At 66.8% G+C, this 23,098-nt stretch carries 26 protein-coding genes; 15 read left to right on the top strand and 11 right to left on the bottom strand.

Annotation, left to right across the window (positions count from 1 at the left end; genetic code table 11):
* The first annotated feature begins 1 nt into the window (after position 1).
* Positions 2 to 1,933 (top strand): DUF3732 domain-containing protein, encoded by a 1,932-nt coding sequence (locus ACFQ24_RS11075; RefSeq protein ID WP_096341750.1) that lies wholly within the window; start codon positions 2 to 4, stop codon positions 1,931 to 1,933.
* A gap of 76 nt (positions 1,934 to 2,009) precedes the next feature.
* On the opposite strand, the gene ACFQ24_RS11070 is transcribed toward ACFQ24_RS11075, so the two are convergent.
* The gene (locus tag ACFQ24_RS11070) at positions 2,010 to 2,474 is read right to left on the bottom strand and encodes a DNA -binding domain-containing protein (protein WP_380911238.1); all 465 of its coding nucleotides are present in this window, start codon (positions 2,472 to 2,474) and stop codon (positions 2,010 to 2,012) included.
* Positions 2,475 to 2,493: 19 nt separating this feature from the next.
* Positions 2,494 to 2,772, bottom strand: a complete 279-nt coding sequence (locus ACFQ24_RS11065; RefSeq protein ID WP_380911236.1) for a transcriptional regulator domain-containing protein — start codon at positions 2,770 to 2,772, stop codon at positions 2,494 to 2,496.
* A 362-nt stretch (positions 2,773 to 3,134) separates the two neighbouring features.
* Here ACFQ24_RS11065 and ACFQ24_RS11060 point away from each other — a divergent pair, with 362 nt between their 5' ends.
* The 8 genes from ACFQ24_RS11060 to ACFQ24_RS11025 all read left to right on the top strand — a co-directional run bounded on the left by ACFQ24_RS11060 (position 3,135) and on the right by ACFQ24_RS11025 (position 8,896).
* Positions 3,135 to 3,875, top strand: coding sequence for a LuxR family transcriptional regulator (locus tag ACFQ24_RS11060; RefSeq protein ID WP_380911201.1), 741 nt, complete (start codon positions 3,135 to 3,137; stop codon positions 3,873 to 3,875).
* 77 nt (positions 3,876 to 3,952) lie between these two features.
* Entirely contained in the window at positions 3,953 to 4,570 is a 618-nt protein-coding gene (locus ACFQ24_RS11055; RefSeq protein WP_096341748.1) for an acyl-homoserine-lactone synthase, read from the top strand.
* Positions 4,571 to 4,583: 13 nt separating this feature from the next.
* Positions 4,584 to 5,453, top strand: coding sequence for a phytanoyl-CoA dioxygenase family protein (locus ACFQ24_RS11050; protein ID WP_096341747.1), 870 nt, complete (start codon positions 4,584 to 4,586; stop codon positions 5,451 to 5,453).
* Complete coding sequence (locus tag ACFQ24_RS11045) at positions 5,450 to 6,070, top strand: GntR family transcriptional regulator (RefSeq protein WP_096341746.1); 621 nt, start codon at positions 5,450 to 5,452, stop codon at positions 6,068 to 6,070. Before ACFQ24_RS11050 ends, ACFQ24_RS11045 begins: the two co-directional genes overlap by 4 nt.
* Positions 6,071 to 6,164: 94 nt before the next feature.
* A complete protein-coding gene (locus ACFQ24_RS11040) occupies positions 6,165 to 6,284 on the top strand; it encodes a benenodin family lasso peptide (protein WP_141395767.1) in 120 nt (39 codons plus the stop codon).
* Between the two features lie 70 nt (positions 6,285 to 6,354).
* Entirely contained in the window at positions 6,355 to 6,474 is a 120-nt protein-coding gene (locus ACFQ24_RS11035; RefSeq protein ID WP_176484541.1) for a benenodin family lasso peptide, read from the top strand.
* Positions 6,475 to 6,482: 8 nt separating this feature from the next.
* Positions 6,483 to 7,187: a lasso peptide biosynthesis B2 protein gene (locus ACFQ24_RS11030; RefSeq protein ID WP_176484540.1), complete on the top strand. Its 705-nt coding sequence runs from the start codon at positions 6,483 to 6,485 to the stop codon at positions 7,185 to 7,187.
* A complete protein-coding gene (locus ACFQ24_RS11025; RefSeq protein WP_096341743.1) occupies positions 7,187 to 8,896 on the top strand; it encodes an asparagine synthase-related protein in 1,710 nt (569 codons plus the stop codon). The genes ACFQ24_RS11030 and ACFQ24_RS11025 overlap by 1 nt, the downstream gene beginning before the upstream one ends.
* Here the strand turns inward: ACFQ24_RS11025 and ACFQ24_RS11020 are convergent.
* From ACFQ24_RS11020 to ACFQ24_RS11005, 4 genes are all read right to left on the bottom strand, one after another.
* Positions 8,808 to 10,976, bottom strand: a complete 2,169-nt coding sequence (locus tag ACFQ24_RS11020) for an Atxe2 family lasso peptide isopeptidase (RefSeq protein ID WP_096341742.1) — start codon at positions 10,974 to 10,976, stop codon at positions 8,808 to 8,810. The two genes, ACFQ24_RS11025 and ACFQ24_RS11020, sit on opposite strands and share 89 nt — an antisense overlap.
* On the bottom strand, positions 10,970 to 13,912 hold the full coding sequence (locus tag ACFQ24_RS11015; RefSeq protein ID WP_096341741.1) for a TonB-dependent receptor: 2,943 nt from the start codon (positions 13,910 to 13,912) through the stop codon (positions 10,970 to 10,972). The genes ACFQ24_RS11020 and ACFQ24_RS11015 overlap by 7 nt, the downstream gene beginning before the upstream one ends.
* 82 nt (positions 13,913 to 13,994) lie before the next feature.
* Positions 13,995 to 14,963: a FecR family protein gene (locus ACFQ24_RS11010; protein ID WP_176484538.1), complete on the bottom strand. Its 969-nt coding sequence runs from the start codon at positions 14,961 to 14,963 to the stop codon at positions 13,995 to 13,997.
* A 14-nt stretch (positions 14,964 to 14,977) separates the two neighbouring features.
* The gene (locus ACFQ24_RS11005; protein ID WP_096341739.1) at positions 14,978 to 15,553 is read right to left on the bottom strand and encodes an RNA polymerase sigma factor; all 576 of its coding nucleotides are present in this window, start codon (positions 15,551 to 15,553) and stop codon (positions 14,978 to 14,980) included.
* A gap of 596 nt (positions 15,554 to 16,149) precedes the next feature.
* Here ACFQ24_RS11005 and ACFQ24_RS11000 point away from each other — a divergent pair.
* The gene (locus tag ACFQ24_RS11000) at positions 16,150 to 16,386 is read left to right on the top strand and encodes a hypothetical protein (protein WP_096341738.1); all 237 of its coding nucleotides are present in this window, start codon (positions 16,150 to 16,152) and stop codon (positions 16,384 to 16,386) included.
* Between the two features lie 79 nt (positions 16,387 to 16,465).
* The gene (locus tag ACFQ24_RS10995) at positions 16,466 to 16,825 is read left to right on the top strand and encodes a hypothetical protein (protein ID WP_096341737.1); all 360 of its coding nucleotides are present in this window, start codon (positions 16,466 to 16,468) and stop codon (positions 16,823 to 16,825) included.
* A gap of 33 nt (positions 16,826 to 16,858) precedes the next feature.
* On the opposite strand, the gene ACFQ24_RS10990 is transcribed toward ACFQ24_RS10995, so the two are convergent.
* From ACFQ24_RS10990 to ACFQ24_RS10975, 4 genes are all read right to left on the bottom strand, one after another.
* Complete coding sequence (locus ACFQ24_RS10990) at positions 16,859 to 17,512, bottom strand: MarC family protein (protein WP_245843777.1); 654 nt, start codon at positions 17,510 to 17,512, stop codon at positions 16,859 to 16,861.
* A 78-nt stretch (positions 17,513 to 17,590) separates the two neighbouring features.
* Positions 17,591 to 18,001 carry an NADH dehydrogenase ubiquinone Fe-S protein 4 gene (locus ACFQ24_RS10985; protein ID WP_245843776.1) on the bottom strand — a complete coding sequence of 137 codons (411 nt, stop codon included), beginning with the start codon at positions 17,999 to 18,001 and terminating at the stop codon, positions 17,591 to 17,593.
* A 118-nt stretch (positions 18,002 to 18,119) separates the two neighbouring features.
* On the bottom strand, positions 18,120 to 18,641 hold the full coding sequence (locus ACFQ24_RS10980; RefSeq protein ID WP_096341734.1) for an Hsp20/alpha crystallin family protein: 522 nt from the start codon (positions 18,639 to 18,641) through the stop codon (positions 18,120 to 18,122).
* A 97-nt stretch (positions 18,642 to 18,738) separates the two neighbouring features.
* Positions 18,739 to 19,212 carry an Hsp20 family protein gene (locus ACFQ24_RS10975; RefSeq protein WP_096343052.1) on the bottom strand — a complete coding sequence of 158 codons (474 nt, stop codon included), beginning with the start codon at positions 19,210 to 19,212 and terminating at the stop codon, positions 18,739 to 18,741.
* A 371-nt stretch (positions 19,213 to 19,583) separates the two neighbouring features.
* Here ACFQ24_RS10975 and ACFQ24_RS10970 point away from each other — a divergent pair, with 371 nt between their 5' ends.
* Genes ACFQ24_RS10970 through ACFQ24_RS10960 form a run of 3 tightly spaced genes read left to right on the top strand, consistent with a single transcriptional unit; the run spans position 19,584 to position 21,825 of the window.
* Positions 19,584 to 20,315: a Bax inhibitor-1/YccA family protein gene (locus ACFQ24_RS10970; protein WP_380911194.1), complete on the top strand. Its 732-nt coding sequence runs from the start codon at positions 19,584 to 19,586 to the stop codon at positions 20,313 to 20,315.
* A gap of 14 nt (positions 20,316 to 20,329) precedes the next feature.
* Positions 20,330 to 20,980, top strand: coding sequence for an HdeD family acid-resistance protein (locus ACFQ24_RS10965; RefSeq protein WP_096341733.1), 651 nt, complete (start codon positions 20,330 to 20,332; stop codon positions 20,978 to 20,980).
* The gene (locus ACFQ24_RS10960) at positions 20,977 to 21,825 is read left to right on the top strand and encodes a S1C family serine protease (protein WP_176484537.1); all 849 of its coding nucleotides are present in this window, start codon (positions 20,977 to 20,979) and stop codon (positions 21,823 to 21,825) included. The genes ACFQ24_RS10965 and ACFQ24_RS10960 overlap by 4 nt, the downstream gene beginning before the upstream one ends.
* Before the next feature lie 118 nt (positions 21,826 to 21,943).
* On the opposite strand, the gene ACFQ24_RS10955 is transcribed toward ACFQ24_RS10960, so the two are convergent.
* Entirely contained in the window at positions 21,944 to 22,072 is a 129-nt protein-coding gene (locus ACFQ24_RS10955; protein WP_380911191.1) for a hypothetical protein, read from the bottom strand.
* A 33-nt stretch (positions 22,073 to 22,105) separates the two neighbouring features.
* On the opposite strand from ACFQ24_RS10955, the gene ACFQ24_RS10950 reads away from it, so the two are divergent.
* Positions 22,106 to 23,095 carry a hypothetical protein gene (locus tag ACFQ24_RS10950; protein ID WP_380911189.1) on the top strand — a complete coding sequence of 330 codons (990 nt, stop codon included), beginning with the start codon at positions 22,106 to 22,108 and terminating at the stop codon, positions 23,093 to 23,095.
* Positions 23,096 to 23,098: the final 3 nt, after the last annotated feature.

The following is a 23,098-nucleotide window of genomic DNA, read 5'->3' as shown; positions in this document are numbered from 1 at the left end:
CATGAGCATCGGGGCGATCGTGCTCTATTCGCATTCAGGCGAGCAGCGCGAGCTCACTTTCAAGAGCGGTTGCCTCAACGTCATCACCGGCGATTCCAAGACCGGTAAGTCAGCGATCATCGACATCATCGACTATTGCCTTGGCCGGAGCAGCTGCAACGTGGCCGAAGGCGTGATCAGGCGTAGCGTTTCATGGTTCGCGGTGCGCTTGCTGAATGGCGACGACGAGCTGTTCGTTGCCCGCAAGAATCCGGGCCCTGGCACGGATACCGGCGGCGAGATCTATGTCCGCCGCGGTACGTTCGACGCGGCGCCGGCGTTCGACGAGCTCGCGCGAAACATGGTCGAACCCGAGCTTATTTCCCTGTTGTCGCGTTTCGTCGGCATCTCGGAGAATGAAAACAGGCCGCAGAGCGGGACGCGACTGCCGTTGCAGGCAACGATCCGGCACGCCTTGTTCCTATGCTTCCAGAAGCAGGATGAAATCGATAACCGCGACCGGCTCTTCCATCGACAGGGCGACCAGTTCATCCCGCAGGCGATCAAGGATACTCTGCCCTATTTCGTGGGCGCGGTCGATGAACAGCATTTCCTGCGGCAGCACGAGCTCGATCTAGCGCGCGAAACCTTGCGCGAACTCGAGCAGCGTGCCCAGCGGCAAAATGAGGCGCGCAACGTCGACATCGCCCGCATCCGCAGGCTGGTGACGGATGGCAAGCGTGTCGGCTTGATCGTCCCTGAGTATGAGCCGGTTGAGATTGATATCGCGCTGGAAGTACTTGATCGCGCCGTGCGCACCGATCTTGCCACCACGGCGGCGTTGCCCGACTTCGGGGATTCCATTAATCGGCTGCGGGGCGAACAGGCGACGCTCAGAAGCGGTCTCGAACGGGTGAACGACGAACTTCGGGCGTCGCGGCTCATGCTGTCCGAACAAAGTGCCTATTCGCGCGAGGGCAACGAACAGCGGGCTCGCCTTAGCTCGATCGGCCTATTCAAGTTCGATGCCGACGGTCATCAATGTCCGCTGTGCGACACGGCGCTCGATGTGCCAACACCGGGCGCCGCACAAGTCGCCGATGCCCTGCGCCTGGTGAGCGATCAACTCGCAGCGGTCGAGGTCGAGCAGCCGCACCTTCAACGTCACATCGAAAGCCTGGAGCAGCGAAAGGGAAAGCTTGAGCGTGAGCTGGTCGAAGCGCAGAATTCGCTGTCACGGCTGATCGCTGATGACGCTCGGGCTAAGGCGCAGCAGGACCTGCTGGTCGACCAAGCACGTGTCATCGGACGCATCGGTGCGTTTTTGGAAGCGGTCCGCCCGAGCGAGAGCGAGCCCGATCTGAAGCCGATGATCGAAACAGCGAAGCGCAAGGTCGAGACGCTCGAGGCGGCCGTCAACGCTGACGATGTTGCCCAGCGGCTCGATACTTATCTCAACCTCATCAGCAAGCAGATGTCGGCCTTTGCCGAGTCCCTCGATCTCGAGCATAGCGGCAGCGAGCTTCGATTAGACATCAAGAAGCTGACGGTGGTCGCAGACACACTCGATGGACCGATACCGCTCAACCGGATGGGAAGTGGCGAGAACTGGGTCGGCTATCATGTGCTCACCTACCTCGCACTGCACTGGTGGTTCAGGAAGCGCAACCGGCCGGTTCCAGCGATGCTGATCTTCGATCAGCCGAGCCAGGCTCACTACCCTGCCGAACGGGATCAGGAGGGCAGTCTCGATCCGCTTGACGACAAGGACCGTCACGCAGTGCAGGCCCTGTTTGAGCTGATGCATCGCGCCTGTCAGGAAATCGATGGCCTGCAATTGATCGTGCTCGACCATGCCCATCTCGCCGATGACTGGTTTGAGGCTTCGATTGTCGAGGAATGGCGTCGCAACGGCTTCCTTGTACCGCCGGCCTGGGACACACGTGGCCGATGACGACCGACATAGTCGCTTGAATGACGCACTCTGGACCCCAAAACGCCCATCGCTCCCCAAGTAGCCAATCAACGCCTCATTCCGATTTATCCAGGCCGCTGCCGGTTTCGGTAAGCGGTTTCGGGACAGCTTCCGGGCCCCGGGTGAGAAGGTGCCGATAGCCGCCCTGGGCCATGGCCCGCGCATCGCGCACCAGGCGGCGGATGCGCGAGCGCAGCGAATCGCGGCCGTCGTTCCAGTCGAGCACGATACGGTCCTCGCCGAACAAGGCGGCGCCGATCTCGCGCTGGCTGGCGCCTGCGGCGAGCGCGTCGTGGACGCGCAGCACCGTCAGCCAGCGATCGACCCGCGGGTCACGGGGGAAGAGTGATCGCGCGAAGCGGCCGCGGCGGCAAAGCTCGAGGAAGCGCCTCAGCGGCAGGATCTTCCGTTCGGCCGAGGTGACGCCGAGCAGGCGATACTGGAGCAGTACGGCTTCCTCACGGGCGATGCTGCCTTCCTCGACATCGACGCGGATGCGGTGCCATCCGTCCGAAAGCACGGCATGCTCGCGGCCGTCGCTATCGGTCGCGAGCGCGAGCCACGGCGCGAGACGGTCGGTGCGGATGCTGTCGGGGTCCGCCGGATCGGACGGCACGGCGATGACGCGCAGCGTGCCGGGGTCGAGATCGGCATGCCAGATGATCCGGGCCTCGGGCGCTGCGCGGTCCGGATCCTCGGCGAAAGTGAAGCCCCCACTGGATCGGTTCGATCCCCGTCTGGGCGTGGCCGCGCGTTGCGTCGCTCGCCCGCGCATACCAGGCTATGTAGCCGGGATCGCGGCGCAGCCATTCCCACATGAGCCCGGCCCGATCTATGCCGCGAAGGCCAGAATAGCGCCGGCCGTCGCGCCACCATCCGGGGCCGTCGTCTTGCGTATTCCCCGTCATGCGCGTGCGGGCAACTCTGCCGTGCCGTTCCGGCGACTCGCGGGCGGCGACCGGCGACGGCGCGGGACTTGCCGCCGCCTCCGCCATTTTGCTTGTTCAAGACATCTTCTTCGTGTGAACTCTTCATGATAATGGCTTGCAACCGCAAGAGTCGCCGGAGGACGGCGTGAGGCCCCGTCTTCCGGCCCGAGTACAAGGGAAAGGGCGGTCTCGGGATATGCGGTGGCTTGAGACGCCGCCCGGGGCCGTGTTGCTGCCCGATGGGCATGCACATGATGGCGATGCAGTTCATCCGCATCGTCGAGGAAGTGAGGACCGTCGACGATCTGACCGCTGCGATGCAGGCGGTGACCGACGAGCTCGGCTTCCAATATTTCGCGCTGACCCATCATGTCGATGTGCTCGCCGCAGAGGGCACGGCGATCCGGCTCCACAATTATCCGGACCGATGGGCCGACTATTACGACCGCAACGCGCTCGGCGTATCCGATCCGGTGCACCGCGCGAGCCACGTGACGAGTGTCGGCTTCTGCTGGTCGCGCATGTCCGAGATGATTCCACTCACCGCCGATGACCGGCGCGTGCTGGCGATGGGCCGCGAAGAAGGCATCGGCGAGGGTTTCACCGTCCCGGCCCATGTCCCTGGTGAGGCGCGCGGGTCCTGTTCGTTCGCGAGCGAGGCGGGCCGGCCGATCGTCGTCGACCTGCTGCCGATGGCGCAGCTTGCCGGCGCCTTCGCGTTCGAGGGCGCGCGCCGGCTCTGGTCCGATCGCGGGCATCTCTCCAAACCGCCGCCGCCGGCGCTCACGGACCGCCAGCGCGACTGCCTCCTGTGGGCGGCGCGCGGCAAGACCGACTGGGAGATCGGCCGCATCCTGAGCGTGACCGAGGAGACGGTCGCGCGCCATATCAAGATGGCCTGCGCACGATACGGGGTAAGCAAGCGAGCATTGCTGGCGATCCGGGCGCTGTTCGACGGAACGCTCACTTTCACCGATATCTTCCGCCGCTGATATTACCCTTTCCGGGAATAGCGGGCGCCGCCGTCCGGGCAGACCCTTGGCAGACCGACAGCCAAGGGAGCCCAGACATGCTTCACGTCATGCAAACGGCCGCGCGCCCGATCCCGGACGGCGTGCTCCGCGCGATGTTCGCCGCGCGCAAATCCGTGTTCGTCGATCTGCTCAAATGGGATGTGCCGGTGATCGACGGCACCTATGAGGTCGACCAGTTCGACGACACTCACGCGACCTATCTGGTGCTCGCCGACGGCGAGGGAAGCCATCTCGCCTCGGCGCGGCTGCTGCCCACCACGCGCCCGCACATCCTCGACAGCTTCTATGGCGAGCTGTGCGAGGCGGCGCCGCCGCAGGCCCCCGACGTCTTCGAGATCACCCGCTTCTGTCTCGATCGCGGCCTTTCGGCGCGCGAGCGTCGGGCGGCGCGCGATACGCTGGTGACGGCGCTCGCCGAGCACGCGCTCGCCCATGGAATCACCGCTTATACCGCGATCGCCGAAATGCCGTGGTTCCAGCAGATTCTCGCCTTCGGCTGGCGCTGCCGGCCGCTCGGCCTGCCGCAGGTGATCGACGGCACAATGCTCGTCGCGCTCGGGATCGAGATCGACGCCGATACGCCGGCAAAGCTCGCCGCGGCCGGCATCGTGCCGTCGATCGACATCCGTGCCGCCTTGCGCGTGGCCGCCTGAAGGGAGAGGCGCGATGACCGAGACCATGATGCCCCTCCTTGAGGGCCACGCGACCGAACTCAAGGAGCGCGGCTATTGCATCGTCGGTGGCGCGCTTCCGCCCGCGACGATCGCTGCGCTGGACCAGGACCTGGCCGAGGATTTCGCGCGCACGCCGTTCTGCGAGGGCGCCTTCTACGGCACCACGACCAAGCGGTTCGGACGGCTCCTGATCCGTTCGCAGCACGCCGCCGCGTTGGTCCGGCACGCGGCAATCCTCGCCACCGTCCAGACGCTGCTCTCGCGCTGGTGCGACCGAATCCAGCTCAACGTCGCCCAGGCGATCGCCGTCCATCCCGGCGCGCCCGCGCAGATGCCGCACCGCGACCAGGATATGTGGCGGGCACCCGCCGGCGAGGCCGAGTATCTGGTCAACGTGATCTGGCCGCTGACCCGCTTCACCGCCGCCAACGGGGCGACGATGGTCTGGCCGGACAGCCACGGCGCGAACGCGCTCATCCCGGAGCCTCGGACCGCGCCGGTCGCGGCCGAGATGGCGCCCGGAGACGCTCTCCTGTTCCTCGGCTCCACCCTGCACGGCGCGGGCGCGAACCGCACGGAGGAGGTGCGTCGCGGCATCGTCGTCGGCTATTCGCTCGGCTGGCTCAAGCCCTACGAGAACCAATGGCTCGCCTATCCGCCCGAGATCGCGCGCGGCTTCCCGCCGGACCTCGCCGCGCTCGTCGGGTATCGCCAGCATCGCCCCAATCTCGGCAACTATGAAGGGCAATGCCCGTCGGTGCTGCTCGACGGGCGCGCGGACGCCCCCCTGGCCGCGATCGACGCGCTGCGGCCTGACCAGACTGCGATGGTCGATGCCTATCTTGCGAGCCAGGCGACATGAACGCGGCCGGCCCGACCGCCGAGCGCATCTATGAGGCCGTGAAGGCATACGTTCTGCGCGGTGCGTTTCGGCCGGGCGCACGGCTCGATCCGGCCGTGCTCGCCGACCGGCTCGGCAGCAGCGTGACGCCGGTACGGGCCGGCCTCAACATGCTCGTCGGCGAAGACCTGGTCGAGACCGGCACCGGCGAAGGCTTCCATATGCCGCTGATCGACGAGCCCGCACTCAAGGACCGCTATGCCTGGAATGCCGAGATACTCGGTGTGGTGCTTCGCAAGCCGGGAACGCGAGCCACGGGGATGCCGCTTGTCGGGGAGTCAGGCAACCAGGCCGTCCGCACAGCGACGCTGTTCACCGACATCGCGCGCTGGTCGCCGAACGTCGAGCATGCTCGGGCGATCGCGCGAATGAATGACCGGCTCCATGCGGCGCGCGTGGCGGAGTCCACGGTGCTGGGCGAGATCGATACGGAGCTCGACGAGATCGCAGGGGCGGCTGGGCGCCGCGACAGCGCCAGGCTCCGGCCGCTGCTGGCGCGCTACCATCGGCGTCGTATCCGGTCGGCCGCGGCCATCCTGCGCCGACTCTATCGGATGGAAGATCCTCCGGCCGAATAATCGAAGAATCAAAACCGTATTCAATTCGGATCGCCCGTGGCCCTTCCTATCCTGCGCGACGCTGCACGTCCGCAGCGAGAAGGAGAGTGGCATCATGGCCTACGAACACGATGTGATCGATCTCGGTGTCGCCAGCGAAGAGACGCTCGGCGGCGACGGCAAGCTGCCGGATCTCGTCCGCGAGATTCCGGAGACCGGTCTCTCCGACGAGTGACATGACAGGCGCCGGCGTCCGCCCGGGCGTCGGCGTCGTGCCGCGCATCCGCAGTGGAAGGAATGGCGTTATGACCTACGAAGATGACGTGATCGAACTCGGCGTGGCGAGCGAGGAGACTCTCGGTGGCGAGGGCCAGATGCCCGACTTCGTGCGGGAAATCCCGCAGACCGGCCTGTCTGACGATTGATGCGAGCGATGCCGGCGTCCGCCCGGGCGCCGGTACGTCCGGCTATGGCCACCTACTGGCGCCTCAACGCGGACGTGACCGTCGCGGTCTCTGCCGGAAGAGCGGTGTTCCTCGATATCGCGCATGACCGCTATCTCATGCTGCCGCCGCCGCTGAATGCGACCTTCATCGAATGGCTCGGCGGGCCGGCCGGACCGATGCCGGAGGCGTGCCTCAAGGCCCTCGCGGCACGGCTGGGCTTCGAGGATGAAGACCGGCGTCCGGCGCACCCGGTCTCGCTCGCCATCCCCTGCGATGTTCCTGGAACAATGCTTCCGCGCGTGCGACCCGGCCTGGGCGAGGCGCTCGGCGTCGCCGCGGCCGTCATCCGGGCCAGGCGCATGCTCCGCAAAATGCCGCTTCGCACCAATCTCGAACATCGCCGGTCGGCGCTTGAGCGTCCAGCGCGCAGGGCCGCCAATCGCCAGGCGACGGCCGTCAAAGCCGCCGTCTACCACGCCGTGCGGCATCTCGCCCCCGTGCGACGCGTCTGCCTGCTCGACTCGCTGGCGCTGGTCGACTGGCTCGGAGAGGACCTCGATGCGGTGCAACTGGTGTTCGGGGTTACGGCCTATCCGTTCGGCGCGCACTGCTGGGTCCAGACGCGACACGCGCTGCTCGGCGATCCGCCCGACACGATCGGGCGCTATGCGCCGATCCTTCATCTCGGCTGATGGGTAGCTGGTGCCTCCTCGTCGGCACAGGCGGCGATACCGACAAGGTCGAAGCGGTGGCGGTCGCCTTGACGCGCAGCGGGGCGCTCCGGCGCGAGCGCACCGGTGCCGGGCTCACGCTGCTCGCGAGCGACGCGGTGACGGTCCGCCCTCTCGGGGACGGCATCCTTCTCGGCCACCTTTTCACGCGCTCGGCCGATCCCGCGTCGGACACCGCCTCCCGGCCTCCGGACGATGACGGCACCGCGTTCGTGCGGCGCCATTGGGGCGCCTATGTCGCGGTCCGGCCGGCGGCGGATGGCATCGAGCTGCTCCGCGATCCTTCGGGCATGGCGCCCTGCTATATGGCGCGGTCCGGATCGGTCTGGTTGGTCACCGATGCGCCGCGGCTCCTGTTCGCGCACGGCTTGCTCACACCATCGATCGACTGGCGCATCGTGGCCGCTTCGCTGGTGAGCCATGACTGGCGGGGCGAGCAGACGGCGCTTGCGGGAGTCGAGGAAGTGCTGCCCGGAACGGTGGTCTCCGTCGGCCCCCGAGGCTTGGTGCGTCGTCGGGTGTGGGACGCCTGGGACTTCGCGCGGCCTGCACCCGGGCAGGACTTGTCCGCCGAGGCGCTCGCCGAGACGATCGACCGTTGCATGGCGGCCTGGGCCGGCGTCTACCGGCGGCCGCTCATTGAAATCTCGGGCGGGCTCGATTCCGCCGTCGTCGCCGCGGCCCTGGTGCGCCGCGCGGAGGCGCCGCAGCTCATCACCTTCGCCGCCGGACCGGGCGATCCGACCGAGCTCGGTTACGCGCAGGCGATCGCCGATGAGCTCGGACTTCCACTGGAGATCACCCATCCGCAAGTAGAGGACGTCGACCTCACCCGGTCGCATGCGTGCGACCTGCCGCGTCCCAATGCCCGCGCGTTCACACAGGCGGCCGATGCGCTGAGTCGCGCGCATGCCGGCGCCATCGGTGCGGACGCGTTCGCCAGCGGCGGCGGGGGCGACGATCTGTTCGGCTATCGCCAGTCGATCGCGCCGGCCATCGACAGGCTGTGGAGTGAAGGCCCCCGCTTCGCGGTGATCCGCACGCTCGATGACATCGCGCGGGTCAGCCACGCCACCTCATGGGAAGCGGTGACACGGTTCGTCCGCCGGATGGTGGCGCGCCGTCAGGTCGGGACAGATCGGAACGATATCAGGCTGCTTGCGCCGGAGGCTCGCGGATTGGCAGCCGTCCCGCACAGCGCGGAGGCGTGCGGCAACGGCTCGATGCCGGGCAAGGCCGCGCATGTGCGGGCGATCGCCACGCTCTCCAATCACCTTGAGGGTCACGGCCGGGCCTCGTTCGCGCCGGTCCTGTTCCCGCTCCTGTCGCAGCCGATCGTCGAATTCTGCCTCGCGGTGCCGAGCTGGCGCTGGTGCGAGGGCGGCGAGAACCGTGCGCTCGCGCGCCGCGCCTTCGCCGATCGCCTGCCGACATGCGTCATCGAGCGCCGCTCGAAGGGCGCCTTCGACGGCTTCTGCGCGCGCCTGTTCGATCGCAACCGCGGGCTTGTCGGCGAGTTGCTGCTCGAAGGCGGACTGGCCGGCCAGGGCATTCTCGACCGGGCTGCGGTCGAGGCCGCGATCAGGAACCCGGCACCGTCGGGCGAGCTGGTGATGCGCCTGCTGGCGCTGGTCGATGCGGAGGCGTGGCTGCGGAACTGGTCGGAGTAGCCCGCGACCGGGCTGCGAGGGCACGCCAGCGGCTATATTGCTCGCGCTTCGCCGGCGCTGGATCCTCGCGTCCGTTGAGCCAGAAGTCGAACCAGTCGATCGCCCGATCGTAGATCGCGAGGCGGTGCGCCGGGTGCCATTTCACATGATACTCGTCGGGAAAGACGTACATCTCGATCGGCGCATGACGCCGGTCGAACGTGACATAGGTTTCGAGGCCGAGGCGGAACTCGTCGTCAGGAAGCTGGAGAAGGATCGGCACGTCGATGCGATCGGCATTGGCGGCGAGCGAGTAGCGCCGCCAGAACGCCGGATCGTCGGCGCCCGGCTCGGGATAGCCCCAGGCGGTGGTGTCGTTGAGATAGCCGAGGCCGGCGGCGAAGTGCACGCTGCTCGAATCGTCACAGCAAGAGCTCATCGCCGCTGTGCGGAACCGGGTCGAATTGATGAGTGCGAACTGGACGCTGGCCGCACCGTCGCTGAGGCCCGAGATGCCGATCCGGGCGGGATCGACCACGCCCAATGCGATGCTCCGGTCGATGCCGGTCTCGATCGCCGACAGCATGCGCCGGCGCTCGGCGAAGCCGGTCATGCCGATCCGGATGAAGCTGGCGAGGTCGCGCGCGCCGGAATCGCTGGCATAGGGCCGAACGCGGTTGAAGCTCAGCACCGCGAAGCCGCGGCTGGCCAGAGCATGGATCGGATATTCGTCGCCGGTCCCGCCGCGCAGGAAGCCGCGGCTCTGGTACTGGACGATGACGAGCGGGTGCCGGTCGCCGGGGCGATGCCCGGGCGGAAGGACGAGATCGCCATAGCCGGCAACGCCTTGCGCGTCCGTCCATCGCAACCGCTGGACGTGGCCGGTGCGCAGCCGTGCGAAGGCGGGATTGGGATCGTAGATCGTGGTCGCGCGGCCGCTGTCCGGATCGACGCTGACGATCACTCGTGGGCGGGTCGGCGTTTCGCGCGCGCAGATCAGTCGCCGCGCGAGCAGCTGGCAGCCGATCAGGGCATCGGTGGTGGCGAGAAGCGGCACCGGCGCCGCCTCGCTGTCGACGCGCCAGCGATAGAGCGTGGTCGTGCCGCCGTTCTCGGGCGTGCCGCCCTGCATGAAGAGCAGCTCGCCCGGATCGCGCCACCATAGCGCCCCGACCGCGTCCGCGCAGGCTTCCATCGTGCAGGTGCGGGTCTGGCCTCCGGTCTCGACCTTAAGGCTGATAGCACCGAGGACGCGTCCTGGATCGGTCGGCGAGGTCCAGGCGCGGGCGCCGCTCTCCGATTGGGCGAAGAGCCGTGCGTTGGCGGGCCGATCGGCCAAGTCCCTGTCCGGCGCATCGGTGTCTGCGATCGTGCCGCCCGTCTCCGGGTCGACCAGCCGGTCCGTCTTCAGCAGCGGCAGCCTCGGGCGCGGCCGGTCCTTGGACAAGGTCCAGAAGCGTTCGTCATAGAGGAAGCCGCTACGCCCTTCGCGCTCGATTGCGGCGTTCGCGGTCGCCATCGGCCGGGTGGTGACGATCAGCGCCTTGCCGTCCTCGGACCAGCGGACGGCGCGCACGTCCTCGGCGTCATGCGTCACCGGTCCCGCGAAGCTTCCGTCGCTCCGCGCACGCCAAGCCTGGGTCACACCCCGGTCACGCCTGAGATAGACGAGCCAGCGACCGCCGGGCGACCATAGCGGCGTCACCGGCTGTTCGGTGCCCACCGGCAGGTCGGGAACGCCGTGGCTGTCGCCGCGCGCGAGGATGAATTCGCCGCCGACGTCGATCAGCCGCGGCGGCCTGGCGCCGTCGAGCGGCACGACGACGATCCCGATGCAATAGCGATCGGTATCGGGATCGGCCCGGCGCAGAGCGATCGCGAGCTCGGTGCCGTCGGGCGACAGGCTGAACGGCGACGGCCCCGACAGTGCGGTATCGGATCGCCCGAAATCGCGCAGTTCGACAAGATCGCGCGGGCTGACATCGCGCGCCACCGCAGGCTCCGCCGATATCAGCCACGTGCGGCAGCTCTCGGCCATGGCGGCCGATGGAACCATTAGCCATGCCGCCGCGAGGCCATAGCGCAGCACGGGTCTCACCATTTCTTGGTGACCGTGAGCGAGACGACCCGGCCGAGCGGGCTGGCGTTGTCCGGATCGAACCCGACCGAGAAGGGGCCGAGAAAATAGGCCGCCTTGGGCGGATCGCGGTCGAACAGGTTGGTGGCGCTCAGCGCGATGTTGAGATCATGGTCGGTTCCGGCTTTGCCGAAGCGATAGCCGATCTGCAGGTCGAACGTCGTCCACGAATGGACCTTCTGCGGCGTGGCGTTGGTGAGGTTGGTGTAGCCGTCGAGATAATTGCCGAACACGAAGATGCTGAGGCGGTCGTCGGACCAGCCGGCGCGGCCACGCAGGCGCAGGTCGACCGGGTTGCCGAGCCGGTCCACGACATCGGTCGAAGGCGCGGTGGCGGTGAGCGCCTGGTCGATATGGAAGATGTAGGCACCCGTCAGGCCGACATCGGCCTTCCCGCCGAGGAGGTCGAAACCGTAGCCCAGATCGAGATCCAGCCCGCTTTGCTTCACGGTCGAGAGATTCTGCAGCCGGGCGTCGATCAGCAGCGAAATCTGGCTGGGCGTCAGGTTGAAGGGGTTCTGGAAGACCGGAGAGGCGAAGTAGCCCTGGATCGTCGCGAGCGAGGGATTGGCATCGATGATGCCGGCATAGGTCGCGCGGTTGACCAGGAAGTTGAGCAGGTTCGCCGCCGGCGAGGCGATGCGGTCGCGATAGTGGATGTTGTAGTAGGTCAGGCTGAGCTGGAGGTTGGGGATCGACGGCGGCCGCACGTCCGCGCCGACGGTCCAGCTCGTTGCCCGCTCGGGACGCAGGTCGGGATCGTTGCCGCGCAGCACCAGCACGTTGGTCTGGCCGGTCGGAGAAGCCGGATCGGGCAAGGTATAGGCGAAGAAAAGCGAATTGGCCGGGTCCTGCCGCAGGTTGTTGAAGTTGGGCGCACGGAACGACTTGCCCCAAGTGCCGCGCACGGTCAGGCCCGAAAAGGGCTCCCATGCGATACCGAATTTCGGGTTGGTGGTGGACCCGAAGTCGCTATAGCGCTCGGCCCGCACCGCCGCCGAGAGATCGAGCCGCCGAAAGCCCGGCAGCGTGAAATCCTCGCCAAACACCGGTACGTGCACTTCGCCGTAGAGCGCGCGGACCCGGCGCGGCCCGGGCAAGGCGATCGGCGCGAGCGTCACGGGCGTCAGCGTGCTGACGTCGCTGATCGTCGTGCTATCGTTGTATCGTTCCTCGCGATATTCCCCGCCGACCGCCAGCCGGATGTCTCCGCCCGGAAGCGTGGCGAGCGGCCCATCCGCCCGCAGCGCCGCCGACCACACCGTGCCGCTGTTGCCCGAGCGGGTGGAACCGCGGACCTTGGCGATCGTCGCGGGATTGGTGGAGGGGCCGTCGCCGAACAGGTTGTAGGCCGTCGCAGGATCGGTGTCGGCCAGTGCGGCATTGAGCCGGGCGGTGTTCACCCGGTTGGAGATTGTGGTGCGCTCGGTCTGACGCCCCCAAGTGCCGTGCAGGTCGATGTTCCAGCGGCCGAGGTCGGCATCGAGTCCGAGGCTGCCGCCATAGGCTTCGACCCGGCCGCTGGTCGTCTCCGGACCGAGATCGCGCACGAAGCTGTACTGGACACGCACCGGCTGTCGGGTATCGATGGGGTCGACATAGAAGGGATTGGTCACCGGCACGGTGCGGGCGGCATTGCTGATCGGCCGCTCGCGCTGGGTGAAGCTGCGCGACGAATAGAGCCCGCGGGCATAGAGCCGGACGTTCGGCGCGAGCTTCTGGGTGGCGGCGGCGAAGACCGAGTGCCGACGCTGGTCCGGGAGCAGGTCGGCATCGGTCCAGTCGTTGCCGAGGTTGAACGTGCCCGCCACCAGATCGCCCGGCTTCAGACTGCGACCATCCTGTCCGCGCGGGATCGCGAAGGTACGGCCGTTCGCGGCGATGATGGTTCCTGGGTTCGCGTAGCGGGTGCGATTGTCGGTGCCGCCATAGTTTCGCAGATCGTCGGTGGCATAGGCCCGGTCCGCCGCAGCCAAGCGCGTCCGATGGTAATATTCGTAGGCGATCATCGCCTGCCCGCCCGACCAGCGGGTGCCGAGGAGCTGGCTCGCGACGATGTCTTGGGAATCGCCGTCGGCGGTGCCGATCCGGAACTTGGTTTCGGCCCCGGTGAAGTTGAGCCGCGGGATGATGTTGACGACGCCTGCAACCGCGTCCGATCCGTAGATGGCGGAAGCCCCATCGGCGACGATCTCGATCCGTTCGATCGCGGACGCCGGAATCATAGAGACATCGCTGAACACGCCGGAGAAGCCGCCGAGCGGCGGCCGATCGCCGTTCAGCAGGACCAGCGTCGATCCGGTGCCGAGCCCGCGCAGGTTGATGCTCGAACCGGCCGCGGTGTTGAACCCTGAGTCCGAATTGAACGACCCGGCGCCGTTGCCCTCGTTGGGAGAACCCCCGAAATTCTGCGGGATGGTCTGGGCGATGTCCTGCGTCGTGGCATAGCCGCTGCGCTCAATCGCCTGCCGATCGACGACAGTCACGGTCGAGCCCACCGGGCCGGACCCGCGGATGCGGGTTCCGGTGACGACGATCTCGCCCGAGGGTGCCCCTTGATCCCCTGGATCGCTGTCGCTGGACCGGACGCGCTCGATCAGCAGTCCGTCGCCTACCCGGCGTGCGGTCAGCCCCGAACCTGCGAGCAGCGCTTCGACGACTTCGCCGAGCGTATAGTCTCCTTGGATTGCCGGTGCCGTCCTGCCCCGAAGCAGTTCCGCGGGAGCGGCGATATTGCGCCCCGACCGCATCGAAACTTCGCGGAGCGACCGGGCAAGCGGTTGGGCGGGTAAATCGTAGCTCTGCCGTTGCTCCTGGGCGGCGGCTGCGGGAGTCAGGGGCGCGGACAGGCCCGCGACCGAAATGGACAAAGCAAGCGCGACCTTCGGAACAATCGACATTCGTGTCTTCCCCCTTTTGCGCACGCCTGCGTGGCGTTGCTTGGGGGACTTCGACGCGACTGCGCCCCGCTACCCTGGGAAATTATTTGTCCGGCTCGAGAACCAGGTTGTCGGCTTCGTCGCGCTCGACGCTCAAATGGAACATCGACCCGATCATTTCGGCGAGCTGTGCCGGTTCCCTGGCCTTGAAGGTGCCGGTGAAGCGACGCTCACCGCTCGCAGGATCACGAAGCACAATCTGGGTCCGGCTGTACCGGTTCGCCGAGGCCACCACATCCGCGAGCGGCGCGTCATCGAAGGACAGCATGCCCGAGGGCCAGCGCGTTTCTGGGACCTTGATCGCGATCGGCGCGGCGGTGGCCCGACCTCCGCTGAGAGCGAGCTGCTGGCCCGGTCTCAGCATTGTCGACGTCGCCGGCATACCGGCGGCGGCGGTCCGGCGAACCTCGACCGAGCCCTGCAGCAACACCACCAGGGTCTTCGATTGCCGCAGGTCGACGTCGAACACGGTTCCGTGCGCCACCACTTCGCCCGATCCGGCGACCACCACGAAAGGCCGCCGCGTATCATGCGCGACTTCGAAACGCGCACGGCCCCGTTCGAGCTGAAGGCGGCGCTGTTCTCCATCGAAGCGCACCTGCACCACACTGTTCGTATCGAGCGTGACGCGCGAACCGTCCTCGAGGGTGAAGGTGCGGATCTCGCCGACCCTGCTCGCCAGCATGGTTTGGGATGCCACGTTGTGCCGACCGGTGCCGGTGAGAACGAGGCCACCGGCAACGAACAGTAGCAATACCGCGGCCACAGCGGCGGCGGCCTTCCACCATGACGGGCCGGCGGCGAGTCGCGGCTGCCGTGCGAAGGGCGTTCGCGATACGAGCGCGGTGTCGTCCCAGCTGTCGAGCAACGCGTCATAGGTATCGGCGTGCTGCGGATCGGCGGCGTACCAGGTCTCGAAGTCCGCGATGTCCCGGTCGGATGGCCCCGCTCGCAGGCGGGCGAGCCAGGCAATCGCCTGCTCACGCGCCGCCTCAGGCGCACCGGGGTCCATCCTTCGCTGCTCCATCAGCGCCTCAGGACTCGATCGAGATGATCAATTGCCTTCGTCATGTGCCACTCGACGCCTTTTACGCTCAAGCCGGATCGCTCCGCGATCTGCTTGTAGCTCAATCCGTCGAGGCGGTGGGCGAGGAATATCTCGCGGGTCTTCGGCTTCAGGCGCATCAACGCGGTCTGTAGCCGATTGAGCTTGTCCCGCGCTTCGAGGGCCGCGACCAGATCGGGGCCGGCCAGGGGAACGTCGTCCGCCGCGACATGGCTTGCGAGCGATCGCTGCACAGCAGACTTGGCGCGGTCGCGCAGCAGGTTCGTGGCGATCTGGTTGAGATAGGCCTCGGGGCATTCGATGGTCTGCTCGCGGCAGGCATCGGAGTTCGCGAAACGGACGAAACTCTCGTGCACGAGGTCGCCGGCATCCTGCCGGTCGGCACGACGGGAGAAATAGCGCAGCAGCCGCGGTCCATGGACACGATAGAGATCGTCCAAAGCCAGAGAGGCGCGGACGACGCGGTCCTCCGGCGGCAGCGGATCATCCTCGCACAGTCGGGGAACGGTGGCGGGCTTGAGGAAGCTGCCGATCATCCGCGCCGCCGTTCCTGGCCGAACGTGACCGCTTCCTTGCAAACCTGCTCGCTAGTGCTGAACCTGTCGACCATGCCCGTCTGACCCACAACCGTGAGCGCTCGGGGCGAAAGCCGGGTGTTGAGAACATGCTTGAGACATGCGCCGGCGCCTTTAGCCGCAAGCGGCCTGGACATGCGCGTCGGCCACCCGGCCGAACGGGTTGCGGGTCTCTACTCTCAAGCGAGGTTCTCACGCCTCGGCGCCACCCTCGTGGCGCACGATCAGATTAATATTCTGAAGACGATACGCAAGCCGTTCGCGCACCGTTAGGAATTCAGAACCGGATACCGGCGGCTAACCGCCGAATGCAAAAGCGTGGACGTGACGGTCTTGGGGGTTTGGAGACAACAGGCTGCATGCCAAGGGCGCGAGATTATCCCGAGCGTGGAACGAAAATTCGGCACAGGACACGAATGAGTGCGAAATCTGCCTCTTGCCGCGGGGCTGGGGTCCGGCCCCCGTCTTGACGCGCCTCCCCGTCGCACCAAAATTCTGACAAGCGGCACCCTGTCCGCAAACGAGAAAGGAGCGACGATAGAGAAAGGAGCCAGGATATGTCGCAACCGTTTTCCCGTTTTCTCCACCCCTTCGATGTTGCGCGTCATCCCAGTCTGGAGCCGGAGGTGAAACGCGCCATTCTCGCATCCTGGGCATCCGACCGGTCGGCGGTGAGAGATCAGCCCGGCTTGCGGAAACCGCCCGGCGCAAAACGCGCCGTTTCGATTGATGAGATTCTCACGGCGATGCATGAACTGGACAAGGGCCCAGATCCGATGCGGCAACTGCAATGACCCTGCGAGGCCTTATCGCTCAGCTGGAGGGCTACGGCCCGACGGAGGCGCGCGCGGTCGACGGCATCGCACCACTGCCGTGAAACGCAGCCTGGCGCAGCGCTGGCGGTCGCGCGGCGGGCGGAGAATCCGCATTGTGCTCGCCTTCGATGACATCATGGAGTTCGCCCTGGCGCTGCTTTCGCTCTCGCCTGCAGAACTTGCGGATCTGGGCTGGACGTTCACCGATCGGAAGCGGCTGCTCGGCTATTTCCTCGAATGCGGGAAGAAGGCGCAGGGAATTGCGCCCGAAAAGGTGGGAGAGACGCCGATCGAACTCAGTCTGCCCCAACGCGATGTCGCGCGATTGCGCCGTTTCGCCCGCCGCGAGCTTCCCAGGACGGCGCCCAATGCGCGCGTCATCACGAGGGTGCTGAATGCGCTGGATCAGCAGCACTAGTCGCCGGGCGTCCGCGAGCCGCGCGCAGGTCGATCAACGCGCGAGAAATGGCGCGGCCGCGAGGCCGTCGAATATGAACTGGATGGCCAGGCCGGCGAGCAGCACACCGGAAATGCGGCCCACCACGTCGGCGCCGGTGCTGCCGAGCAGTCGAACGAGGCGGTCGGCCGCGAGCATCGCCAGCCAGGTCAGCAGCGCACAAACGACGATCATGCCCAGCACGCCGCCGGCTTCGACCAGGCTTTGCGCGCGGCCCATGACGAGCACCGCTGCCGACAGGCTGCCGGGACCGGCGATCAAGGGAAATGCCAAGGGGAACACTGCGATATCGCCGGGCTGTTCGGCCTCGCGGCGCTCACCCTCGCTGATCGACGACAGCCCCGGACTCGAGAAGGTGAGCGTCAGGGCCTGAAGGAACAGAAGCGCGCCGCCCGCTACGCGGAACGCGGGCAACGAGATGTGCAGCAGCGAGAGGACGATGCCGCCGGCAAGCGCGAACAGCAGCAGGACCGAGACGGCTATCAGGACCGAGCGCGCGGCAAGGCTGATCCGATCGCTGCGGTGAATGCCGGAGGTGAGACCCGCGAAAACCACGGCCGTCTCAATGGGGCCGATCGTCACGAGCAGGGTAATGAAGCTGGAGAGCATGCCAGATGGCGCGTGCATGACCACGTCCCATTGCCGCATAGAAGAGCATCGTGGCGGGAGCGGCATTCACGCCGCTCCCGACGATCGTCCTTCCAAGTCGATGTGTCGGTTCGAAATTTATCCTGCCGAAGCCACTGCCGGTTGCTGCATGGCGTGATCGAGCTGCGGAGCCATAACGATCGGATATTGGCTGCAGCATCGCGCATGCGGACCCGTGGGCCAGCAGCACAGTCGCGGCGGCGCTTCGCCGGTCAAACAAGGCTGCGCCGGCCTGCGCAAAGCCGGCGAGCCTCGCAGCTCGAACGGCACGCCTTCGCGCCGGCAATAGCGCTCGGCCGCTTCACGGTCGGGAAAGCGAAGCTCGATCTGTGCGAGCGGATCGCCACCGCCGGTCCATCCGGTCAGCGGATCGACGCGCGGACGCCAGCGTTCTGCGAATCGCAGCCGCCAGGCACCCGCACCCGCCCGACCCGCCTGATTGACCGCCACCGGCACGGACTCGATGATCGCCACGGCATCGGGCGGCAACGCGCTCGCATGGCTCGGACCCGCCCGGCGATTGTCATTGGCGGCGAGCGCCCTGGCCTCGCGCCGAGTCCCAACCGGTTGGAGGCTCGGCCCGGGACCGAGGTCCCGGGCCTGCCCGTCATGCCGCCTTGCCATTGACCGGGATGCGGCGAATATTTTCGTTCGCCGCCTCCGTTTTCGGCAGGGTGACAGTCAGTACGCCGTTCTTGAAGCTGGCGTCCGCCTTGTCGCGATCGACGCCCTTCGGCAGGCCGATGCGCCGCTCGAAGCGTCCATAGCTGCGCTCGGTATAGCCGCGATCCTTGTCCTCGACCTCGGACTTCTTCTCGCCGCGCAGCGTCAGCACGCCTTCCTCGACGGTGATCTCGACATCCTTCTCATCGAGGCCGGGAAGTTCGGCTGTGACCCGGATTTCCTTGTCGGTCTCGGCGAGCTCCAGGTTCGGCCAGGAAAGCCCGCGGTCGAAGCCGCCGAGCGACGGCACGCCGAAGCCGCGGAAGACATCGTCGAACAGACGGTTCACCTCGCGGTGAAGCGAGAGCAGCGGATGGGTGTTGTCGTCGCGGTCGCGCTCGGCGCTGACCGGAACGGGGAGCCGGTTTTCCTGCCGGCTCCAGGGAATGAGATTACGAAAAGCCATGACAATCTCCTTTCTCTCTGAAGAAGGGCAGAACCTGCCCGGCGCCGCTAGCGGGGGGGTCTTGGGAGCGGCGCCGGCAGGCCGGTGCGGCGCAGGATCAAGCAGCCTCGCTGATCTTGTCCTTCGCCGCGCCGATCCGATTCTGGGCGGTCGCACCGCCACCGATTTCGATCCGGCGCGGCTTCATCGCCTCGGGCACCACGCGCTTGAGCGCGATGCTGAGCAGGCCGTTCTCGAAGCTGGCGTCGCCCGCTTCGATGAAGTCGGCGAGCTGGAAGCGCCGCTCGAACGCGCGCGCGGCGATGCCGCGATGCAGATATTCGCCCTTGCCGTCGTCCTCGGCGCGCTTGCCGGTGACGGTGAGCTGGTTCTGCTGCGCCACCACCTCGATATCCTCGGGGCGGAAGCCGGCGACCGCGAGCGTGATGCGGTAGCTGTCCTCGCCGTCCTTGAGGATGTCGAAGGGCGGATAGCCGTCGTCCTCGCGCGCGCCTGCCTCAAGCAGGTTGAAGAGGCGGTCGAAGCCGACCGTGGAGCGCCTGTAGGGCGCGAAGTCGAAGTTGGTTCTCATCGCCAAATCCTCCATTTGAGCAATTTGGGCATGAGACGCGCCGGAGAGAGCCGACGCTCTCAGTGTCCAACCGGACCCGGTTCCCAGCGTCCGGCGACAAAGAGCTAATAAGCCGAAAACCGGTTTCAAGAGAAAAAATCACGTTGCCGGCTCGCCGACCGATCCACCTTTCGAAAACCAAATGCTCTTCGAAAGCCCCCTTGAAATCGCCATGACGAAAACAAGATTAGGCCTGCGGACCGGGCCCCTCTGACGGCGGCTGTTCCAGCCTCCGTGATGTCGGACCGCATCGAGCGCGCTCGGTGCAGGATCGCAGGCTTCACGCCGAAGCCCCCGAGTGCCTCATCGACTTGGAAACAATGGAGTGAGGCATGAACAGACCATTTGATCCCGTTACTTATCCGCCGCCTTCGTCTGCGCGCGCGGCAAGCGCCACTGTGTACGACGAGGGCCTGCGCCGGCACATGCTCGGCGTCTATCGCAACATGGCGCTGGGCCTCGGCATCACGGCGCTCGCCGCGCTGCTGATCGCGAGCACGCCCGCGCTCTATCAGCCGATCTTCGGCACGCCGCTCAAATGGGTGGCGATCTTCGCGCCGCTGGCTTTCGTGCTGTTCTTCTCGTTCCGGGTCGAGCGGATGACGATCGGACAGGCCCGGACGGCCTTCTACGCCTTCGCGGCGGTGATGGGCGTGTCGATGGCGAGCATCTTCCTCGTCTTCACCGGCACCAGCATCGCACTGGCCTTTGCGAGCGCGGGGGCGATCTTCGCAGCCATGAGCCTGTGGGGCTACACGACCCATGTCGACCTGTCGCGCTGGTCGACCTTCCTGATGGTCGGCCTCATCGGCGTCGTCATCGCCAGCCTCGTCAACCTGGTCGTCGGGTCCTCGACGCTCCAGCTCGTCTTCTCGATCGCCGGCGTGCTGGTGTTCACCGGCCTCACCGCATGGGACACCCAGCGGCTGAAGAGCGAGTACCTGGCCTATGCGGGCAGTGAACGCGCCGACAAGCTGGCGGTGATGGGCGCGCTGTCGCTCTACCTCAACCTCATCAACCTGTTCCAGCTGCTGCTGGGCCTGTTCGGGCAGCGCGAAGAGTAACGGAGAGCCGCGGCATGTCGACAATCGCGCACAATGCTACCCATGCCGGTGCGGGCGGCGAAGCCCGCGCCGGCGCTTCGCTGCTCAGCCGCAACTGGGGATGGTTCGTCGTCCGCGGCTTCCTCGCGCTTCTCCTGGGCGCGGTGGCCGTCCTGTTTCCGGTGAGCGCGCTGTTTGCCTTCACCATGGTGTTCGCCGCCTATGCCGGCGCCGACGGCCTGTTTTCCACGATCGCCGGCGTGAGGGGCGCAACGCGCAACGAGGAGCGCTGGTGGGCGCTCGTCCTGCGCGGCATCGTCGGCCTCGCGGTTGCGGTGCTGTTCGTGCTGATGCCCTTTGCTGCGACGGTCAGCTATGCCTTGGTGACGCTTGGCATTCTGAGCGCGTGGGCCATTCTGGCCGGCGTGCTGGAGATCGCCGCAGCGGTCCGCCTGCGCAAGCAGATCGAAGGCGAGTGGCTGCTCGGCCTGTCGGGTGCGCTCTCCATCGTATTGGGGTTGGCGGTGCCGGTGGCGCTCGCGGTCACACCCTTTGCCACGATCCTGTCGGTCGCCTGGGTAATCGCCAGCTATGCGATCATCGCCGGCGTCGTGCTGATCGGCCTGGGCCTGCGGTTGCGCCGCCAGGAGGAGAAGAAGCCGGAGGAAGGAGCCCACACCCTGTGAGCCCGCGCGCACCGGGTTTGCGCCTGCCGCGCAGCTGGCTGGCCTTGCTGGTCGCGACCGGGCTGGCCTCCGGTCTGGCGGGCGGGGCCGCGGTAGCCTGGCTCGAGGCCGGGCCCGAAACGGCCACGGTGGCGGGCAGTGCACCCGCCCCGACCGATGCGGTTCCGCTCAACCGACTGACGGTCGCTCCGCTCGTTGCGCGGGTCGCGCCCGCCGTGGTCAACGTGGCGGTATTGCAGGCCTCGCCCTATGCGCAGAACCCCCTCCTGCGCGATCCCTACTATCGCTTCTTCCTCGGTGTGCCCGATGAGGCTCTGGCGCCGCGGATATCGGCGGGCTCTGGGTTCGTGGTCGATGCGGCACGCGGACTGGTGGTCACGAACCACCATGTCGTCGAGAACGCCCGCGCCATAGCCGTCGGCCTGGGTGATCGTCAGGTCGAAGCCGAGTTCCTCGGCAGCGATCCCGCCACCGATATCGCCGTGCTGCGCATTCCTGCACGCGGCCTGAAGCAGATTCCGCTCGGCGATTCCGACCGGACGCGGGTCGGGGACTATGTTGTCGCCATCGGCAATCCGTTCGAGGTGGGCCAGACCGTCACGGCCGGCATCGTCAGCGCCTTGCGCGCGCCGTCTGAAGGCGGTCCGCGCTACGTTCAGACCGACGCGCCGATCAACCCGGGTAATTCCGGCGGCCCTCTCATCAACATGCGCGGTGAGGCGATCGGCGTGAACAGCGCGATCATTGCTCCCGGCGGCGGCAACGTCGGTATCGGTTTGGCGGTGCCGTCGCGGGTGACGCGCCAGGTGGTCGAGCGCATTTCGCATGTCACATTGGATCGGTAGACCGCAGGTCCCCGGCCGAACGTTGCGCATTTCCGATCCACGGCTCTCCTACTTTTCGCCAGGGTCTCTCGTTCCTCGGTCGTCAACTACGTCGTAGCCCCAAGACATCGGTGCGATTCTATTGCCGCAGGTTTCCCTCACACGCGCCGAACTCTATGAACTCGTATGGGCTGCGCCGCTCAAAAGGGTCGCCGCGCAATTCGGCATTGCGGGCGCGCGCCTCGCCCAGATCTGCGATGCGCATCATGTTCCGCGCCCGGATCAGGGCCATTGGACCCGATTGGAACTCGGCAAAGCCGTGCGGGTGCATCCGCTCCTGGCCCCGCCGGCGGGGGTGTCTGAAACGGTTTCCATTCCTTCAAAGCCACCAACCGCCAGTAAAAAGGAAATCGCGCCACCAAGAGCAGCGGCGGTTGCGCCGAAGCTGCAGGTCGCCGAGCGGCTTGTTCGTCCACACCCGCTGGTCGCCGAATGGATTGCCACTCGCGAACAGCAGGTCCGCAAGAAGGACAAGGTTTACGACACCCGTCTGAAGCGTCTTGTCATGCCGATGCCGCTGACCCCGGCCGACCGCAGGCGGCTCCGTCTTGCCGACGCGATCTTCAAGGCGGTCGAGAAGCAGGGCGTGCAGGTCAAAAAGGGCGATCGCCGCGAATTGCTGATGGTGCGCGCCGGCGAGCAACTTACGTTTCAGCTGCGATATCGGCTCAAGCGTGGACAGCGCCAGCCTACGGCGGACGAACTGCGCTGGCGCGTAGCGGACGCGCAGTGGGTTTATGAACTCTACGAAACCGACGCGCTGGTCTTCGAGATCAAGACCTGGCTTCCGCGGGGAACGCGCTCTGAATGGGAAGATTCAAAGCGCGCAACCCTCGAACAGCAGCTCGACGATATCGTCGCCGGGATCATGGTGGCATTCCCGGCGCTGGAGCAGCTTCGCAGGGAAAGGGAGGAAGAACGCCGCCGGAGCGAGATCGCTGCCCGCGAACGGCGCGAGCGCGAGAATGCCCAAAGGCTCGACGCCGCACGTTTCCGGCGCCTGCTCGAACTGGCTTCCGCCTGGCGCGAGGCCGAGCTCGCCCGGGCGTTCCTCGCGGCCTTGCGGGAGTGGGTGCCGCCCGGTTCGCCACCGGTCGCCGGCATCGAAACCACAGACTGGCTCGCCTGGGCGGAGCGGAAGGTCGACGAACATGACCGGCTCGGCAGCGATCCCGGCTCGATCCTGGAATCGATCGCCGAGGTGACCTTGTGGACCTACCCCGGAGAGTGAAGG

This window comes from Sphingobium olei (assembly GCF_042678845.1).
GTDB lineage: Bacteria > Pseudomonadota > Alphaproteobacteria > Sphingomonadales > Sphingomonadaceae > Sphingobium > Sphingobium olei.
The sequence above is the reverse complement of the archived record's forward strand: the minus strand, read 5'-3'. Positions and strand labels throughout refer to the sequence as shown.

What these genes read in the sequence shown, in the direction of transcription:
- ACFQ24_RS11075 (WP_096341750.1), top strand. Translation starts at nt 2, where the DNA reads ATGAGCATCGGGGCGATCGTGCTCTATTCGCATTCAGGCGAGCAGCGC.
- ACFQ24_RS11065 (WP_380911236.1), bottom strand. Translation starts at nt 2,772, where the DNA reads ATGTGGGAATGGCTGCGCCGCGATCCCGGCTACATAGCCTGGTATGCG.
- ACFQ24_RS11060 (WP_380911201.1), top strand. Translation starts at nt 3,135, where the DNA reads ATGATGGCGATGCAGTTCATCCGCATCGTCGAGGAAGTGAGGACCGTC.
- ACFQ24_RS11055 (WP_096341748.1), top strand. Translation starts at nt 3,953, where the DNA reads ATGCTTCACGTCATGCAAACGGCCGCGCGCCCGATCCCGGACGGCGTG.
- ACFQ24_RS11050 (WP_096341747.1), top strand. Translation starts at nt 4,584, where the DNA reads ATGACCGAGACCATGATGCCCCTCCTTGAGGGCCACGCGACCGAACTC.
- ACFQ24_RS11045 (WP_096341746.1), top strand. Translation starts at nt 5,450, where the DNA reads ATGAACGCGGCCGGCCCGACCGCCGAGCGCATCTATGAGGCCGTGAAG.
- ACFQ24_RS11040 (WP_141395767.1), top strand. Translation starts at nt 6,165, where the DNA reads ATGGCCTACGAACACGATGTGATCGATCTCGGTGTCGCCAGCGAAGAG.
- ACFQ24_RS11035 (WP_176484541.1), top strand. Translation starts at nt 6,355, where the DNA reads ATGACCTACGAAGATGACGTGATCGAACTCGGCGTGGCGAGCGAGGAG.
- ACFQ24_RS11030 (WP_176484540.1), top strand. Translation starts at nt 6,483, where the DNA reads ATGCCGGCGTCCGCCCGGGCGCCGGTACGTCCGGCTATGGCCACCTAC.
- ACFQ24_RS11025 (WP_096341743.1), top strand. Translation starts at nt 7,187, where the DNA reads ATGGGTAGCTGGTGCCTCCTCGTCGGCACAGGCGGCGATACCGACAAG.
- ACFQ24_RS11020 (WP_096341742.1), bottom strand. Translation starts at nt 10,976, where the DNA reads ATGGTGAGACCCGTGCTGCGCTATGGCCTCGCGGCGGCATGGCTAATG.
- ACFQ24_RS11015 (WP_096341741.1), bottom strand. Translation starts at nt 13,912, where the DNA reads ATGTCGATTGTTCCGAAGGTCGCGCTTGCTTTGTCCATTTCGGTCGCG.
- ACFQ24_RS11010 (WP_176484538.1), bottom strand. Translation starts at nt 14,963, where the DNA reads ATGGACCCCGGTGCGCCTGAGGCGGCGCGTGAGCAGGCGATTGCCTGG.
- ACFQ24_RS11005 (WP_096341739.1), bottom strand. Translation starts at nt 15,553, where the DNA reads ATGATCGGCAGCTTCCTCAAGCCCGCCACCGTTCCCCGACTGTGCGAG.
- ACFQ24_RS11000 (WP_096341738.1), top strand. Translation starts at nt 16,150, where the DNA reads ATGTCGCAACCGTTTTCCCGTTTTCTCCACCCCTTCGATGTTGCGCGT.
- ACFQ24_RS10990 (WP_245843777.1), bottom strand. Translation starts at nt 17,512, where the DNA reads ATGCGGCAATGGGACGTGGTCATGCACGCGCCATCTGGCATGCTCTCC.
- ACFQ24_RS10980 (WP_096341734.1), bottom strand. Translation starts at nt 18,641, where the DNA reads ATGGCTTTTCGTAATCTCATTCCCTGGAGCCGGCAGGAAAACCGGCTC.
- ACFQ24_RS10975 (WP_096343052.1), bottom strand. Translation starts at nt 19,212, where the DNA reads ATGAGAACCAACTTCGACTTCGCGCCCTACAGGCGCTCCACGGTCGGC.
- ACFQ24_RS10970 (WP_380911194.1), top strand. Translation starts at nt 19,584, where the DNA reads ATGAACAGACCATTTGATCCCGTTACTTATCCGCCGCCTTCGTCTGCG.
- ACFQ24_RS10965 (WP_096341733.1), top strand. Translation starts at nt 20,330, where the DNA reads ATGTCGACAATCGCGCACAATGCTACCCATGCCGGTGCGGGCGGCGAA.
- ACFQ24_RS10955 (WP_380911191.1), bottom strand. Translation starts at nt 22,072, where the DNA reads ATGATGCGCATCGCAGATCTGGGCGAGGCGCGCGCCCGCAATGCCGAA.